The organism is Cupriavidus sp. SHE, assembly GCF_000812445.1.
Taxonomy (GTDB): Bacteria; Pseudomonadota; Gammaproteobacteria; order Burkholderiales; family Burkholderiaceae; genus Cupriavidus; species Cupriavidus metallidurans.
The window spans coordinates 61,286-76,528 of sequence record NZ_JWMB01000042.1 but is presented as its reverse complement, the minus strand read 5'-3'; the positions used below and the strand labels follow the sequence as shown (position 1 = coordinate 76,528).

At 63.9% G+C, this 15,243-nt stretch carries 13 protein-coding genes and 1 tRNA gene; 9 read left to right on the top strand and 5 right to left on the bottom strand.

The genetic code is table 11. The annotated features are described in order from the left end of the window. The first annotated feature begins 135 nt into the window (after window positions 1–135). From RN01_RS20615 to RN01_RS20605, 3 genes are all read left to right on the top strand, one after another. Window positions 136–2,415 (top strand): TonB-dependent siderophore receptor, encoded by a 2,280-nt coding sequence (locus tag RN01_RS20615; protein ID WP_024569092.1) that lies wholly within the window; start codon window positions 136–138, stop codon window positions 2,413–2,415. A 79-nt stretch (window positions 2,416–2,494) separates the two neighbouring features. Next, the gene (locus RN01_RS20610; protein ID WP_017514173.1) at window positions 2,495–3,181 is read left to right on the top strand and encodes a Fe2+-dependent dioxygenase; all 687 of its coding nucleotides are present in this window, start codon (window positions 2,495–2,497) and stop codon (window positions 3,179–3,181) included. A 5-nt stretch (window positions 3,182–3,186) separates the two neighbouring features. Beyond that, window positions 3,187–4,272: an alpha-hydroxy acid oxidase gene (locus RN01_RS20605; protein WP_029699543.1), complete on the top strand. Its 1,086-nt coding sequence runs from the start codon at window positions 3,187–3,189 to the stop codon at window positions 4,270–4,272. Between the two features lie 2 nt (window positions 4,273–4,274). On the opposite strand, the gene RN01_RS20600 is transcribed toward RN01_RS20605, so the two are convergent. Then, entirely contained in the window at window positions 4,275–5,045 is a 771-nt protein-coding gene (locus tag RN01_RS20600) for an IclR family transcriptional regulator (protein ID WP_017516142.1), read from the bottom strand. Between the two features lie 159 nt (window positions 5,046–5,204). On the opposite strand from RN01_RS20600, the gene RN01_RS20595 reads away from it, so the two are divergent. From RN01_RS20595 to RN01_RS20575, 5 genes are read left to right on the top strand one after another with little or no spacing between them, the layout of a single operon-like run. Then, window positions 5,205–6,023 carry an enoyl-CoA hydratase gene (locus RN01_RS20595; protein ID WP_008646053.1) on the top strand — a complete coding sequence of 273 codons (819 nt, stop codon included), beginning with the start codon at window positions 5,205–5,207 and terminating at the stop codon, window positions 6,021–6,023. Between the two features lies 1 nt (window position 6,024). Then, window positions 6,025–8,127 (top strand): acetate--CoA ligase family protein, encoded by a 2,103-nt coding sequence (locus tag RN01_RS20590; protein ID WP_017514494.1) that lies wholly within the window; start codon window positions 6,025–6,027, stop codon window positions 8,125–8,127. A gap of 59 nt (window positions 8,128–8,186) precedes the next feature. Then, window positions 8,187–9,158, top strand: a complete 972-nt coding sequence (locus RN01_RS20585; protein WP_008646055.1) for a tripartite tricarboxylate transporter substrate binding protein — start codon at window positions 8,187–8,189, stop codon at window positions 9,156–9,158. 3 nt (window positions 9,159–9,161) lie between these two features. Then, entirely contained in the window at window positions 9,162–10,370 is a 1,209-nt protein-coding gene (locus tag RN01_RS20580) for an acyl-CoA dehydrogenase family protein (RefSeq protein WP_024569094.1), read from the top strand. Then, the gene (locus tag RN01_RS20575) at window positions 10,370–11,566 is read left to right on the top strand and encodes an acyl-CoA dehydrogenase family protein (protein ID WP_017514973.1); all 1,197 of its coding nucleotides are present in this window, start codon (window positions 10,370–10,372) and stop codon (window positions 11,564–11,566) included. The genes RN01_RS20580 and RN01_RS20575 overlap by 1 nt, the downstream gene beginning before the upstream one ends. 76 nt (window positions 11,567–11,642) lie before the next feature. On the opposite strand, the gene RN01_RS20570 is transcribed toward RN01_RS20575, so the two are convergent. Then, window positions 11,643–11,732, bottom strand: a tRNA-Ser gene (locus RN01_RS20570). 239 nt (window positions 11,733–11,971) lie between these two features. Between RN01_RS20570 and RN01_RS20565 the strand changes: the two genes are divergently transcribed. After that, a complete protein-coding gene (locus RN01_RS20565) occupies window positions 11,972–12,490 on the top strand; it encodes a glycine zipper 2TM domain-containing protein (protein WP_017514972.1) in 519 nt (172 codons plus the stop codon). 107 nt (window positions 12,491–12,597) lie between these two features. On the opposite strand, the gene hemW is transcribed toward RN01_RS20565, so the two are convergent. The 3 genes from hemW to rph are packed head-to-tail and all read right to left on the bottom strand — an operon-like array spanning window position 12,598 to window position 15,203. After that, window positions 12,598–13,857 carry a radical SAM family heme chaperone HemW gene (gene hemW / locus RN01_RS20560; protein ID WP_008646062.1) on the bottom strand — a complete coding sequence of 420 codons (1,260 nt, stop codon included), beginning with the start codon at window positions 13,855–13,857 and terminating at the stop codon, window positions 12,598–12,600. Continuing rightward, complete coding sequence (gene rdgB, locus RN01_RS20555) at window positions 13,854–14,468, bottom strand: RdgB/HAM1 family non-canonical purine NTP pyrophosphatase (protein ID WP_011515679.1); 615 nt, start codon at window positions 14,466–14,468, stop codon at window positions 13,854–13,856. Before rdgB ends, hemW begins: the two co-directional genes overlap by 4 nt. Window positions 14,469–14,486: 18 nt before the next feature. Beyond that, entirely contained in the window at window positions 14,487–15,203 is a 717-nt protein-coding gene (gene rph / locus RN01_RS20550; RefSeq protein ID WP_017512801.1) for a ribonuclease PH, read from the bottom strand. Window positions 15,204–15,243 lie beyond the last annotated feature (40 nt).

The following is a 15,243-nucleotide window of genomic DNA, read 5'->3' as shown; positions in this document are numbered from 1 at the left end:
GAGTGGGTATCCCTTTGCCTTGCAACACCGCATTCCCGCAATGAGGTGGCCGCGATCGAAGCTGGATCGCGGCCTGACTTCGACTGGCGCGGCAGCACTGAACGTCATTTCAAGTCATTCATGCTGGAGTCTTCCGTGCAGCAAAAAATCCTATCGAGTGCCATCCGCGTGCTGGTTTCTGGCGCGGCCTCAGCCGGTCTGGCAATCTCCGTGTCCGCTGTTCCACTGGTCGCACATGCGCAAACCGCGCCTGAAGGTCAGAGTTCGGCTGGATCGGCCGACGACAGAAATGTGCTGCCGTCCGTCACGGTAACGGGCAAGGGTGTTCCAAACACCAATGACGCACCGACAGGGATGTCGCGTCTGCCGGAGACCATCAAGGAAACGCCCAAGACGATCAACGTCGTGCCCAAGGAGGTCATCGAGCAGCAGCAGGCCACTTCCCTCGAGCAGATCCTGAAGAACGTGCCGGGTATTACGATTTCCACGGGTGAGGGCAACGGCGGGCAGAACGGCGACCAGTTCCGCATTCGTGGCCTTTCCGCCAAGGGCGACATCTATGTCGATGGTCTGCGGGACTTCGGCGCATACAAGCGCGACAGCTTCAACACCGAAAGCGTGGAAGTGATCAAGGGACCGTCGGGTGAGACCTTCGGCGTGGGCAATATCGGTGGTCTGATCAACCAGTCGACCAAGCGGGCGAACCTGAACACGAGCACCAGCATCGACCAGGGCGTCGGTTCGGCGTCGACGTACCGCACGACGGTCGACAGCAATATCCGCCTGAACGATACGTCCGCGGTACGTATCAACGGCGTGTTCCAGAATGGCCGTGTCGCGGATCGTGACCATGTCGATGACGACCGTCGCGGTTTCGCCATCGATTTCGGCACCGGCCTGGGCACCAGCACGGAATGGCACCTGAATTACTCCTACCTGCACCGCAGCGGCGCGCCGGACTACGGCGTGCCGCTGGCGCAGGGTGCGGATGGCATCTTCCGTCCGCTGCCCGAGTACAACGTACCGGGCTACGCGTCGTCGACGTCCTACGTCCGCAATACCGACCGGGACATCACCGACGCCCATATCGTCTCGTCGTCGTTCATGAAACGACTCGACAACGGCATCACCATCAACAACGACACGCGCTTCAGCTTCTACGAGCGCGATTTCTCGTCAACCAACCCGGCGTCGCTCAACTACGCGAGCCTGCAGCGGTTGCTGGCGGGCGGCAACGTGAGTCTGGCGTACGGCGCGGGCGGCGGCTCCACCTATCTGCAGCGCGGCTGGGGCATTCAGAACGTGCTGAGCGCCAAGGGCGAGTTCCATACTGGTAGCTTCCGTCACAAGGCCATGGTTGGCCTGGATACGATCTACCAGCGTGACCATCGCGACATGGGCACGTGGACGGGCCGCATGAACAACCAGACCGTCATGAACCCGATTTTCTACAACAGCCCGGGTGCGACGGTCAGTTATGGCGGCACCACGCGCGATGCGAACTCGATCGACGTTGGCGTATTCGCCAACGACCGCGTCTGGTTCAACGACCAGTTCTCGTTGATGGGCAGCCTGCGCTGGGACTACTTCCGCAGCGAGTACTCGACCAATGCGTCCTCGGTCGGTGGCGTATCCGATTCGAAGAAGCTGAGCCCGGCTATCAGCGCGATCTGGGAGCCGACCAAGGACTACATGTTCTACACGTCGTTCTCGCGCACCTATCGTCCGGTCGGGACCGATATCGCGGTGGCGGTCGGCGGCGTGCAGTCCGAGGTGCCGCAGAACGGCGTCAACACCGAGCCAGAGCGTGCCGACACAATCGAAGTGGGCGCCAAGCTGGATTTCCTCGAAAAGCGCCTGGGCGTGACCGGTGCGATCTTCCAGACGAAGAAGTACAACGCATACACGGTTGACCCGATCACCGGAGACATCACCAACGGTTTCTCGGATTCCGGTGAAGGCCGGCGCATCCGCGGCGCGGAAATTGGCCTGAGCGGGCGGATTACGAACAACTGGTCGGCCACGATGGCATATGCCTACCTGGACGGCATCGTTACCTCGGCCACGGCGCCTACCTCGATTGGCAACGTCGCCCCTGGCGTCTCGCGCCACAATGTGACGCTCTGGACCAGCTATGACATTCCGCACACTATCCTGCCGTTGCCGGGCCGGCTCACAGTGGGTGGCGGTCTCCAGTACGCGTCGGCCTATTGGGCGGACACGGCGAACACTGCGCGTATGCCCGATAACTTCTCGCTCGATGCGATGATCGGCTACAAACAGGGCAAGTTCCGCGCGTCGCTCAATGCCTACAACCTGACGAATCGCCTGAACTATCAGTCGTCGTTCAACGCGGTGCGTGCCGTGCCTACATCCGGGCGGACGTTCCTGTTTAACGTCGGCATGACGTTCTAACGCAAGTCGCGGGCATTACGGAGCGGCTACCATACGCCTTCCGGCGTACGTGCGCCGCTCCGCCAAACCTTGAACTGCCATGCTCATTCAGATACCCAATGTCCTCACGCCGGAGGAAGTCCGGTACTGCAGGCAACGGCTGGAAAGTTCGAACTGGGTCGACGGTCGCGTCACTGCGGGCGATCTCGCGGCCCAGTCCAAGCTCAATCTGCAGATTCCCACCGATAGCGAGGTAGCACAGGAACTCGGCGAGTTCATCCTGACCGCGCTGGGTCGCAATGCCTCGTATCACTCCGCCGCGCTGCCTCTGCGTGTCTTGCCGCCGATGTTCAACCGCTATGAAGGCGGCATGACATTTGGCACGCACGTGGACAATGCCATCCGTACCGTGCCGGGCACCGGCGGGATGCGTATCCGCGCCGATGTCTCCAGCACGCTCTTCCTGACCGATCCCGACGAATACGACGGCGGAGAACTCGTGATCAAGGACCTGTACGGTAGCCATACGGTGAAGCTGCCGGCCGGGCACATGGTGGTCTATCCTGCGTCGTCGCTGCACGCCGTGACTCCGGTCACGCGCGGCGCTCGCTGGGCTTCGTTCTTCTGGGCGCAATCGATGGTCAAGGACGACGGCCAGCGGACGATGCTCTACGAACTCGATCTGACGATCATGGAAGTCCGCAGACAACTCGGCGACGACAAAGACGCCGTGCTCGCGCTGGTCAACCACTATCACAACCTGCTCAGGCGCTGGGCAGAGCTTTGACTCCCATGCAGATCCCCGCCGACACTGTCTCGCTGCGTGACTACGAATATCGCTTTCACGAAAGGGTGGACCCGGCGATTCGCGCCTACATCGCGGGCGCGGCGGCCGATGCAGTAACGCAGCGCGAGAACGGCGCCGCATTCGAGCGCATCAGGCTGATGCCCCGCGCGCTTGTCGACATGTCGCAGGCATCGGCCAGGTCCGAACTGTTCGGCGAGACGCTCGACTATCCGATCCTGATTGCCCCAACCGCGTATCACAAGCTCGTTCATCCCGACGGTGAGTTGGCGACGGTTCAGGGGGCGTCCCTCACCCGCACCTGGATGACGGTCAGCACCCAGGCCAGCGTCACGCTGGAAGAGGTCGCGCGCGCATCCACCGCGCCACTCTGGTTCCAGCTCTACATGCAGCCACGTCGCGAGGATTCGCTGGCGCTGGTCCGCAGGGCGGAGCAGGCGGGCTACAAGGCGCTGGTGGTGACGATTGACGCTTCTGTCAGCGGCATCCGCAATGCCGAGCAGCGCGCGGGGTTTCGATTACCCGATGGCGTCAGCGCGGCCAATCTTGCTGGGTTTGCCGCGAACGAGCCTATTCGCGCAAGCGTCGGGAGTCCGGTCTTTCGCGGTATGTTGGCCCATGCACCTACCTGGACTGACATCGAGTGGCTATGCCGACAGACCGCGTTGCCGGTACTCGTCAAGGGGTTGCTCAATCCGGCCGACGTGCCCGCCGCGCTGAATGCGGGTGTGTCGGGCATCATCGTGTCGAATCACGGTGGCCGCGTGCTCGACACGCTTCCCGCCACGATCGACGTGCTGCCCGCTGTTGCCGCCGCCGTGGCTGGTGCCGTGCCGATCCTGCTCGATGGCGGCGTGCGGCGCGGTACGGATATCGTCAAGGCGATCGCGCTGGGTGCCTCCGCGGTACTGCTGGGCCAGCCGGTGCTGCACGCGCTGGCGGTCGGCGGGATGCCGGGCGTGGTCCATATGCTGACGCTGCTGCAAACCGAGCTGGAAGCCGCCATGGCATTGCTCGGCAGGCCGACGCTGCGCGATATTGATGCGTCGACGTTGATGGGCCGGACGCCGTAGCGCTATCCAGCCGGGTTCATCGTCGATAGCTCCCGCACCATCAACGCGCCGAGTTCGTCTCGGCGGCTTGCGTTCATGCGGCTGCTGATCGCGCCGAAGCTGATGGCCGCCGACGCGCCAAACGGCAACTGGAACGCGCATCCCACACCGGAGACGCCTTCGGTGATGGTATCCACGATCTCCGCATAGCCCTTGCGTCGGCTTCTGGCAGCCGCCGCCAGTAATCGCGAGATCGGCATTCCGGCTTCGGCATAAAGTGCGTGCTTGCGCTTGTGAACCTCGCGGATCGCGTCGTCCGACATTGCCGACATCAGCGCGAGGCCGCCAGCGCCGATGCCAAGTAGCCGGCGTTGGCCCGGCACCGTCGTGAACACGCGCACGGGAAACGGCCCTTCCTCGCGGTGCAGGCAGACCGTGAAATCTCCTTGTGGCACCACCAGGAAGACCGTGTCGCCCGACACGCGAGCCAGCTTCTTCATCAGAGGCGCGACCAGATCGACAATCGGCGCCTTCTCCGCGGCGGCGGCGCCAAGCTGCATAGCGTCGATACCGAGCCGGTAGCGCTTGCTGTGGATGTTGCGCTCGACGAAGCGTTCCTCCTCAAGCGAGCAGAGCAGCCGATATGCCGTCGGCCGTTCCAGGCCGCTTTCCGTGACGATATCCGCCAACGTCGCGCCTTCTTCCTGATGGCGGGCCAGCAGCCTCAGGATCTCCAGCCCCCGGCGCAATGTTTGCGCGCCCGCGGTCTTCCTTCCCACCGCCTCATCGCGCATTTCTGTCTCTCCCTCGCTCGTACTCCGGGTTTTCTTGGTGTCCATATAGTGGTCAAAACAGTTGCTTGTGTTTGTATTGTGAAAATACCTGCTTTTACACTCGATTGGAATCACTCGACACAGCCAAGACGTCAAACCACATCGAACAGAGGAGCCGGGATGCCTTACACCACCATCGAAATCGAACAGCGCGACGCCGTGCGTCGCGTCTGGCTGGCGCGCGAAAGCGCTCGTAATGCGCAAAGCCAGCTGATGCTGGACGAACTGGATCACGCCATGTCCGAAGCGGCCACCGACGACTCGGTGCGTGTGGTGGTGATCGGCGGTCGCGGTGCCCACTTCTCCGCCGGGCACGATCTCAAGGAAGCGCAGGAGAAACGCGCCAACTTCACGGTGGAGGAGCGCTGGGCGTACGAAAGCGAGCGGTACTTCAACTACTGCATGCGCATCTGGGATTTCCCAAAGCCGACCATCGCGCAAGTGCAGGGGGCCTGCGTCTCCGGCGGCTTCATGATCGCCAATATGTGCGATCTGGTGGTGGCTTCCGAGTCGGCGTACTTCTCCGATCCGGTCGGCCACTCGCTCGGCGCGGCGGCCACCGAGGTGCTGATTCATCCGTGGGTCATGGGGCTCAGGAAAGCCAAGGAAATGCTATTCACTGGGGATCGGATCGATGCAGCTGAAGCGTTGCGCATTGGCATGGTGAATCGCGTGGTCGCGGAAGGCGAACTCGAAGCGCAAACCGATGCGCTGGCCGCCCGTATCGCCAAGGCGCCGCCGTTCGGCCTGCATCTGATCAAGCGCTCCCTGAACCGCACGCTGGACGCGCAGGGTCTTCGCTCGGCGCTGTCGGCGCACTTCGACACCCATCAGCTCTCCCATCTCGGGGAGGGGTTCCTGCGCGCGCGGGATGCCGGCCTTGCCAAGGCCATCGTCAAGAACGTCGCCGTGGACGCCGACAAGCAAGGAACCCGCTGACATGGCGCACATGCTCGAACCCCTGTTGAATCCCGCCTCCATCGCGATCATCGGCGCCAGCGACAATCCGGGCCGCATCGGCGGTATGCCGATAGACCTGCTGGTTCGATTCGGCTATGCCGGTGCCGTCTACCCGGTCAATCCCAAGTACGAGAACGTATTCGGCCTGCGCTGCTATCGACAGGTGGAAGACCTGCCCGAAGGCATCGACCTGGCGGTGCTCGCGATCGCGGCTGAGGATGTGACCGCGATGCTCAAGCGTTGCCACGCGCGCGGCATCCGCGCGGCGATCGTCTATGCAGCAGGCTTCGCCGAAGCCGGAGAAAGCGGCGCGGCCCTGCAGGACGTCATGGAAGCCTATGTGAGGGACAGCGGCATGTTGGTGGCCGGCCCGAACTGCATGGGCTTCGCTAACCTCAACACGCACGCCTATACGGCCTTTGCATCGGTATTCAAGACCGCGCCGGCACAGACGGAGCGGGGTCGCGTGAGCCTGCTGACGCAGAGTGGCAATGTTTGCGCGGCGGTGTTCGCCATCGCCCGCGAGCTGGGTGTGCCCTTCAGCCAATTCATCAACACAGGTAACGAGGCTTGCATCGACTACTCGGCATACCTTGAGTACCTGGCTCAGGACCCGCAAACGGATGTCGTGATCGGCTATATCGAGGAGCTGCGCGACGGCGCGAGGTTCATCGAGGCGGCGTCGGCGTGCGCGGAGGCGGACAAGCCGCTGATCATCTACAAGGCTGGCGAAACAGACAAGGGGCGCGAAGCCGTGCGCTCGCACACGTCTGCGTTGGCTGGCAACCAGGCGATCTATCGCGCCGCATTCTCCCAGCTCAATGTGATCGAGTGCCAGGACTTCGCCCAGATGGCGCATATCGCCGAACTGGCGCGCTATCGCCAGCGGTCCGCTGGCCGGCGCATCGCGATCGTCAGCATTTCGGGGGCGGTGGGGGCAATTCTGGCGGACAAGTGCATCGGCGCCGGGCTCGAGGTGCCGACGCTGCCGGCGGCACTTCAGGATACGTTGCGGGCCGGCATTCCCGACTACGGCATGGTGTCGAACCCGATCGACGTCACTGGCAACGTCGTCAATGATCCCGGGTTCGTTCGCACCGCGCTCGGGGCGCTGGCAAGCTCCGATGCCGTCGATACCATCATTGTGTACGCGCCGGGCTACCTGCTGGACCGGATGGCCGACGATCTCGCCACCGTCGTGGCGGAGCACGGCAGGCTTATCGTCGCTGTCGACACTGGCCGTTCGACGCGGCGTGAATTTCTGCGCGATGCGGGCATTCCGGTCATGACCGATATCGGCATGACGATGCAGACGCTCGCACCGTTTCTCCACTGGCATGAGCGTCGCGCCCGCAAGGCGTGGCGCGCGCTGGCGCAGCCCAGCGCTTCACGTGCCGGTTCGACGATAGCCGCGACATCGCTGCCCGGCAATGAGTACGAAGCGCGCGCGTGGTTCGCATCGCACGGCGTGCCGACGATCGACGAGCGCATTGCGACGAGCGCGGACGACGCGGCCGCAGCCGCGGCGGAACTCGGATTCCCGGTGGCGCTGAAGGTGCTGAGCGCCGATGTGCCGCATAAGACCGAGGCGGGCGGCGTTCAGTTACGGCTCACCAACGCCGGTGCGGTACGCGAGGCGTTTCACGTCGTGATGGATAACGTGCAGCGTCATGTGCCAACCGCGCGCATCGACGGCGTGATCGTGCAACGGATGGCCGCGCAGGGCGTGGAGCTGATCGTCGGCGCAGTGCGAGACCCCGTGTTCGGACCGGCCCTGACCGTGGGGTTGGGCGGCACGCTTACCGAGCTCTACCGGGACGTGACACATCGGCTGTTACCGGTGGATGCCACGGGCGCACGCGAGATGCTGCAAGAGTTGAAGGCATTCCCGTTGCTCGATGGCTATCGCAACGCGCCACTTCGGGATATCGACGGCGCTTGCGAAGCGATCGCTGCGTTCGGGCGTGCGTTCGTGGCGCTCGGGGAGACCGCCGGGGAAGCGGAGATCAATCCGCTGACGGTGCGCGAGCGTGGTCAGGGTGTGGCGATGCTTGACGCGCTGGTGCTTCCTGCGGCGCGTTAGTCCGTTCCAGCGATTCGAAACGTTCATCGGAAACTACGAAACTACAAGAGGAGACTGTCATGATCAAACGCATGATTGCAGGGTCGATGGTGATGCTTGCTGCCGTTGCCGCCACGCCCGTTGCGGCGGCGGATGCCTATCCGAGCAAGCCGGTTCGTATCATCGTTCCATTTCCCCCCGGCGGTGCCGCCGACATCATGACGCGCGCGCTGGGCGAGCGCATGCGCAAGCAGCTTGGCCAACCGATCGTGATCGAGAACAAGCCTGGCGCTGGTACCGTCATTGCATCGGACTACGTCGCAAAGCAGGCGCCGGACGGCTATACGTTGCTGATGGCCGCGTCGTCGCTGGGCATCGCGCCAAGCATCTACAAGAACGTAAACTACGATCCGGTTCGGGACTTCGCGCCAATTACGCTGGTGGCTTCGGTCGTCCACGTGCTGGAGGTCAACGCCGCGGTGCCCGTGCATAGCGTAAAGGACTTGATCGCCTACATGAAGACGAGCGGCAAGGCACTCAGCTACAGCTCGGCCGGCACCGGAACGTCCACGCACCTGGAGGCCGAACTGTTCAAGTCGATGGCTGGCGTGGACATGACGCATATCCCATACAAGGGCAGCGCCCCGGCGCTGACGGATCTGGTCGGCGGGAACGTCCAGGTCATGGTCGATGCCTATGCGTCGTCGGCGCCGTTCATCAAGGCCGGCAGCGTGCGCGCGCTGGCGGTGACCACGGCGAAGCGATCGGCCACATTGCCGAACGTTCCCACCGTGGCCGAATCGGGTCTGCCCGGCTACGAAGCCATGCCATGGCTGGGGCTGCTGGCGCCGGCAGGTACGTCGCCCGAGGCGGTGCAACGGGTCTACGTGGCCGTCCAGGAATCGCTCAAGGACCCGGCGCTGATCCAGCAATTCCGTGATCTCGGTCTCGACATCATCGGCAACACGCCCACGCAGTTCGCAGGTTTCGTCAAGCAGGATGCCGTGAAGTGGGCGAAGGTCGCAAAGGCTTCCGGTGCGCAGGCGGATTGAGTCATGCAGCTGACATTCACGGAAACGCAGACGTTGCTCGAGAGCAGTGCGCTGCATTGGCTGGCGGGCAACGCCGACGACGTCCGGCAGGCCAGGGATGCGCGCGCGTACTGGCCAGCGTTCGGGGAAATGGGCTGGCTCGCTCTGCCATTTGCCGAAGCCGATGGTGGCTTCGGCGGTGGCCCGGTCGAGGTGGGGTTGCTCATGCGGGCGTTCGGCCGGCATCGCGTGGCAGCGCCCGGCTATCGGAGTGGCGTGCTGATGGCTGGCAAGCTCATCGCGGTACTGGGAAGCATGCCGCAGCGCGATACCTGGCTAGCGCCGCTGATCACAGGCGAGCGCTGTCTTGCGATGGCTCATACGGAGCCGGGGCGTGAAGACCCATGGGCGATGCCGGCGACCACGGCGACATGGGATCCGCGCGACGAGCGATGGACGCTGCGCGGGAAGAAGTCGCTGGTCGCGGGTGGGGCGGATGCCGATGCTCTGGTGGTCAGCGCCTCGATTCATGCAGAGGGCGCAAATCCCCGAATCGGCTTGTTCATCGTTCCGTCGGATGCTGGCGGCATGACGTCGCGCGCATGCTCGGTCGCGGACGGCAGCCGCGCGGCAGACCTCGTGCTCGACGAGGTTTATCTGCCGGATGACGCCCGCCTAGGCCAAAACGCTTCCGAGCAGGAGATTGCCGAGGGCTTCATGACGATCGTTGCAGAGGCGTTGGTCGCCTCCTGCTGGGAAGCTGCTGGCGCGATGCGAGCGGCGTTGGAAGCAACCGTGTCTCACGTCACGCAGCGTGAGCAGTTTGGTCGGCCGCTCTCCGCCCTGCAATCGGTACAGCACGGGCTTGCCGAAATGGCGGTCTGCTGCGAGGAAGCGGGTGCCGCTTGCGAACTGGCCGCGCTTCGCATCGCTGCGGACCGGCGGCTGGCACGCGATGCGGCATCGCTAGCCCAGTCCTGTACGGGCCGTGCCGCACGCTATGTTGCCGCCCAGGCCGTGCAGTTGCATGGGGGGATGGGCGTTTCGGAGGAGCTTCACGTAGCGGCGTTGTTCCGGCTGCTGACGCGCTTCCGGTTGCAGGATGGCCATGCCGACTGGCATTCGATGCAATTGGGGAATGACATGTACACCGGCGACTGGCGCATGAGCCAGACCTTGCTTGATCCGGCGACATCTGGCCAGGCTGTGGCGGCATATGCGGAGGCACACTGATGGATCTGCTGTTGACACCCGAACTTGTCGAGTTTCGGGACACCGTACGCGCTTTCCTGCGCGAGCATCTGCCTGCGGAACTGCGTCGAGGGCAGCAACTTACGACGGCGATGTATCCGGAGCCGGAAATCTCGGGCCCGTGGCAGGCACGTCTGCGTGAGCGCGGATGGCTCGTCCCGCTGTGGCCCAGGGAGTGGGGCGGTACGGGATGGAGCGGTATCGAGCGATTCATCTTCGAGACGGAATGCGCACTCGCTGGTGCGCCGCTTGTCCATCCGATGGGGGTGAGGCTGGTCGGGCCGGTGATATTGCGATACGGCACCGAGGCGCAAAAGCAGACATACCTGTCGCGCATCCTTTCCGGGCAGGACTACTGGTGCCAGGGATTCTCGGAGCCCGGCGCCGGTTCCGATCTGGCATCGCTGCGAACCCGCGCCGTGCGCGATGGTGACCACTACGTCATCAACGGCAGCAAGTTGTGGACGACCCACGCCCACCACGCGAATCGCATGTTCGCACTCGTGCGCACCAGCACCGAAGGGCGGCGGCAGGAGGGCATCAGCTTCATTCTTATCGACATGGAAACGCCCGGGATCTCGGTTCGCCCGATTCCAACCATAGGTGGCGACCATGACGTCAACGAAGTGTTCTTCGACAACGTGCGCGTGCCCGTTGCCAACCGCATCGGCGCGGAGAACGACGGCTGGCAGTGCGCGCGCTATCTGCTCGAGTTCGAGCGCGGGGCTGGCATCTTCAGTCCTCGCCTGCGCTCGCAACTCAAACGGATCGGCGATGTGCTGGCAGGAGAGGCGCAGTGTGATGGTGATACCACCGTCACGGCCTTGCAGCGGCTCCGGTTCGGAGAGGTGCGCGCCGATCTCGACGCCTTCGAGATGCTCGAATTGAAGACGATGTGTTCGGTGGCGCCGGGTGAGAGCCCCGGTCCGGTGGCGTCGGTCCTGAAGCTCCGCGCCAGCAGGCTGCGGCAGGCAATCAGCGAAATGGGGACGACGGTTGTTGGCGCCGAGAGCTTGCGATGGCGCGCGGACGACGCCCACGATGAGGAGCCTTCCGAAGACGAGGTGTTGCGCGCGTGTTTGCTGCCTGACTTCCTCAATGCGCGGGCCTACACGATCTTCGGCGGTGCGGCCGAGGTCCAGTTGGGCATTATCGCGAAGTCCTGCCTGGGGGCCTGATTCGGTGGAGCCGCCCGGGAGGCGGGCATGTGCCGAGGGCAGTCTGACCGTCCGACTGTTTGCGAACGGAGGAGTCTGGCGGAAGCGGTGAGATTCGAACTCACGGATGGGTCACCCCATCGGCAGTTTTCAAGACTGCTGCCTTAAACCACTCGGCCACGCTTCCCGTGTCTGGAAGACTTGCGGGCATTGTAGCGTGACAGCGCGTATGCCCGGCCGCGCATTATACAGGGATGCGCGGGCTGGCAGTATCATGATGGAGTGGGTTCGCTGTTTTGGAGTCGTTCTTCGAGTTGTCCGACACAGCGGAACCTTGTCGGCCCATCGCGCCTCCTAAGAGAGGCGCGAATGCAGTCTCATACTGCAGGTTCGCTGTTTGTACAGGCGATTTGAGGAGAATACTTCATGCAAAAACAACGTAAACCGTGGCAGGTTCTTGGTGCTGCCGGTGCTCTGGCGCTGGTGGCCGGGCTGGCCGGTTGTGCGCAGCCGGGCTATGGTGGTTACGGCAACTACAGCACGGCGCCGCCGCCGACTGGCTATCAACAGCCGGGAACCAACACCTATCAGGCGCCTGCCGGTTCGGTGTTCGTGGGCCGCGTGGAATCGATCGAGCCGATCCAGACCACGCAGGGCAGCTCGGGCATTTTGGGCACCGTGATTGGTGGCGCAGCCGGCGGTTTGCTCGGACACCAGATCGGTGGCGGTTCTGGCCAGACCGTGGCAACGATCGTCGGCGCGGTGGGTGGCGCGGTGGCGGGTAATCAAATCGAGAAGCGGGCCGGGTCGAACACCAGCACCGCGTATCGCGTCAATGTCCGACTGGACGACGGTCGCGTGGCGACGGTGACGCAAAGCAATATCGGCAACCTGCGCGTCGGTGATCGCGCGCGAGTGGCCAACGATATGGCGACGGCGTACTAAGCCGATCGATACCTCGCTACCTTGGCAAAAGAAAACGCCACGCGGCATTCGCGTGGCGTTTTTCATTCTGGCTCGACGCTCTCGTCGCGTCGTCCGTGTGGGCAACCTCAATCCTTCAGGAACATCTCCTGCAGGTCGTTGAGGAAGCGTCGGCCGAGTTCAGTCGGCTTGATCACGGTAGGGTCGGCGTCGAGCAGTCCCTTCTTCTCGGCTGCGGCAAGCTGCTTGCCGATCATGTGCAACGGCAAGCCGGTGTAGTCGTGGAAACTCGATGCCGGCACGCCGTCCGTCAGACGCAGCGCGTTGAGCATGAATTCGAACGGGAGTTCGTCAGCGCCGACTTCGCGCGCTTCCTGCACGGCGTTGCCAGCCAGGGCCTGCTCCATATAAGTGGCCGGGTGCTTGTGTCGCATCTGCCGCAGGATACGGTTTGGAAACGAAAGCTTGCCGTGGGCGCCGGCGCCGATGCCGAGGTAGTCGCCGAAGCGCCAGTAGTTGAGGTTGTGGCGCGCCTCGCGATGTGGCTTCGCGTAGGCCGATGTTTCGTAGTGGCGATACCCAGCCTGGGCCGTACGGGCCTCGACGATGTCCTGCATCTCGTAGGCGGTGTCCTCGTCCGGCAGCGCGGGCGGAAACTTCGCAAACAGCGTGTTCGGTTCCAGCGTCAGGTGATAGAGCGACAGGTGCGTGGTGCCGTACGACAACGCTGCGTCCAGGTCGCGCGCGCATTCGTCCAGGGTCTGCCCCGGCAGCGCATACATCAAGTCCAGATTGACGTTGTCGAAGTGCTTCAGCGCGATGTCGATGGCCGCGCGTGCCTCGCGCTCGCCGTGGATCCGGCCAAGCGCTTTCAGGTGGGCGTCGTTGAAACTCTGGATGCCGATCGACAGCCGGTTGATGCCGCTGGCCCGATAGCTTGCGAACCGTTCGGCTTCGAAGGTGCCGGGGTTGGCTTCCATCGTAATCTCGGCATCGGCATCGAGCGGCAGCAGCGCGCGGATGTCCGATAGCAGGCGGTCCATGCCAGCGGCCGACAGCAGGCTCGGTGTGCCGCCGCCGATGAACACCGTATGCACGGGACGCCCCCATACCAGTGGCAGCGATTGCTCAAGATCTGCGCGCAGCGCGTCGAGGTAGGCGTCCTCGGGAATCTCATGGCTATCCGGCTTGCCCGGTGCCGCGTGCGAGTTGAAATCGCAATACGGGCATTTGCGCACGCACCATGGGATGTGCACGTAGAGCGAAAGCGGCGGCGAGCCGGGCAGGGCGATCTGGCCCGGCTTGAGCCAAAGCTTCTGGTTGTCGGCCGGGGATAGCGGCGAGGATGTGGCCGGCGTGCCACCGCCGACAGGGACGATCGGGATCATGCGCAGCTCTTGATGCCGGCGGTCTGCAAGCGGGCCACCAGTTCCTGCAGTGCCAGGGCACGATGGCTGATCGCGTTCTTCTCTTCAGCGCTCAGTTCGGCGGCCGTCTTGCCGACGCTGGGCAGCAGGAAGTGCGGATCATAGCCAAAGCCACCATTGCCGCGCGGGGCGTCAACCACTTCGCCGGCCCAGATGCCTTCGGCGATGATGGGTCGCGGATCATCGGCGTGCCGCACCATCACCAGCACACAGTAGTAGTGCGCGCGGCGGTTCAGCTTGCCTGCCAGTTGCGAGATCAAGTGGGCGTTGTTGGCCGCGTCCGACTTTGGCTTGCCGACGGTCTGGGCATAACGCGCCGAGTACACGCCAGGTGCGCCGTCGAGCGCTTCGACGCAGATACCCGAGTCATCCGCCAGCGCGGGCATTCCCGTCAGCCGTGCAGCGTGGCGGGCCTTGGTCAGCGCGTTCTCGACGAATGTGGCGAACGGTTCCTCGGCTTCGGGCACGCCCAGTTCGCCTTGCGGCACGACATCAAAGCCGAGCGGAGAGAGCAGCGCGCTGAATTCGCGCAGCTTGCCGGGATTGTTGGAGGCCAGAACCAGACGTTGCATCGACATATTCCCCTGCGCTTACAGCCCGAGCGCCTGCTTCTGGTGGCGCACGAGTTCGGCGATGCCGGCCTCGGCCAGGCGCGTCATGGCGTCGAGGTCGGCGCGGCTGAAGGGCGTGCCTTCGGCCGTGCCCTGGACTTCCACGAAGCCGCCACTGCCGGTCATGACCACGTTCATGTCGGTATCGCAGTTGCTGTCTTCGGCGTAGTCGAGGTCGAGCACCGGCACGCCACTCACCATGCCGACGGAGACGGCCGCCACGAAGTCGCGGATCGGGCTCGCCTTGATCTGGCCATCGCGCAGCATTGCGGATACGGCATCGTGCGCCGCCACGAAGGCGCCTGTGATGGCGGCGGTACGCGTGCCGCCGTCGGCCTGCAGGACGTCGCAATCGAGGTGGATCGTGTATTCGCCCAGCGCTGCCAGGTCGAACACCGAACGCATGGCGCGCCCGATCAGGCGCTGGATTTCCTGGGTGCGGCCGGTTTGCTTGCCTCGGGCGGCTTCGCGGTCCGAGCGGGTGTGCGTGGCGCGCGGCAACATGCCGTACTCGGCTGTGACCCAGCCTTCACCGCTGCCTTTCTTGTGCGGAGGCACCTTTGCCAGCACGCTGGCGGTGCACAGCACCTTGGTATCGCCAAAGGCACTCAGCACCGAGCCTTCGGCGTGGCGGGTGTACTGGCGGGTCAGGGTGATGGGTCGCAGCGCATCGGCCGCGCGTCCGCTGGGTCGCATGTGGAGTCTTTCGTTAGAATCGTGTGAGACCGCGATTCTA

What these genes read in the sequence shown, in the direction of transcription:
- RN01_RS20610 (WP_017514173.1), top strand. Translation starts at nt 2,495, where the DNA reads ATGCTCATTCAGATACCCAATGTCCTCACGCCGGAGGAAGTCCGGTAC.
- RN01_RS20605 (WP_029699543.1), top strand. Translation starts at nt 3,187, where the DNA reads ATGCAGATCCCCGCCGACACTGTCTCGCTGCGTGACTACGAATATCGC.
- RN01_RS20600 (WP_017516142.1), bottom strand. Translation starts at nt 5,045, where the DNA reads ATGCGCGATGAGGCGGTGGGAAGGAAGACCGCGGGCGCGCAAACATTG.
- RN01_RS20595 (WP_008646053.1), top strand. Translation starts at nt 5,205, where the DNA reads ATGCCTTACACCACCATCGAAATCGAACAGCGCGACGCCGTGCGTCGC.
- RN01_RS20590 (WP_017514494.1), top strand. Translation starts at nt 6,025, where the DNA reads ATGGCGCACATGCTCGAACCCCTGTTGAATCCCGCCTCCATCGCGATC.
- RN01_RS20585 (WP_008646055.1), top strand. Translation starts at nt 8,187, where the DNA reads ATGATCAAACGCATGATTGCAGGGTCGATGGTGATGCTTGCTGCCGTT.
- RN01_RS20580 (WP_024569094.1), top strand. Translation starts at nt 9,162, where the DNA reads ATGCAGCTGACATTCACGGAAACGCAGACGTTGCTCGAGAGCAGTGCG.
- RN01_RS20575 (WP_017514973.1), top strand. Translation starts at nt 10,370, where the DNA reads ATGGATCTGCTGTTGACACCCGAACTTGTCGAGTTTCGGGACACCGTA.
- RN01_RS20565 (WP_017514972.1), top strand. Translation starts at nt 11,972, where the DNA reads ATGCAAAAACAACGTAAACCGTGGCAGGTTCTTGGTGCTGCCGGTGCT.
- hemW (WP_008646062.1), bottom strand. Translation starts at nt 13,857, where the DNA reads ATGATCCCGATCGTCCCTGTCGGCGGTGGCACGCCGGCCACATCCTCG.
- rdgB (WP_011515679.1), bottom strand. Translation starts at nt 14,468, where the DNA reads ATGCAACGTCTGGTTCTGGCCTCCAACAATCCCGGCAAGCTGCGCGAA.
- rph (WP_017512801.1), bottom strand. Translation starts at nt 15,203, where the DNA reads ATGCGACCCAGCGGACGCGCGGCCGATGCGCTGCGACCCATCACCCTG.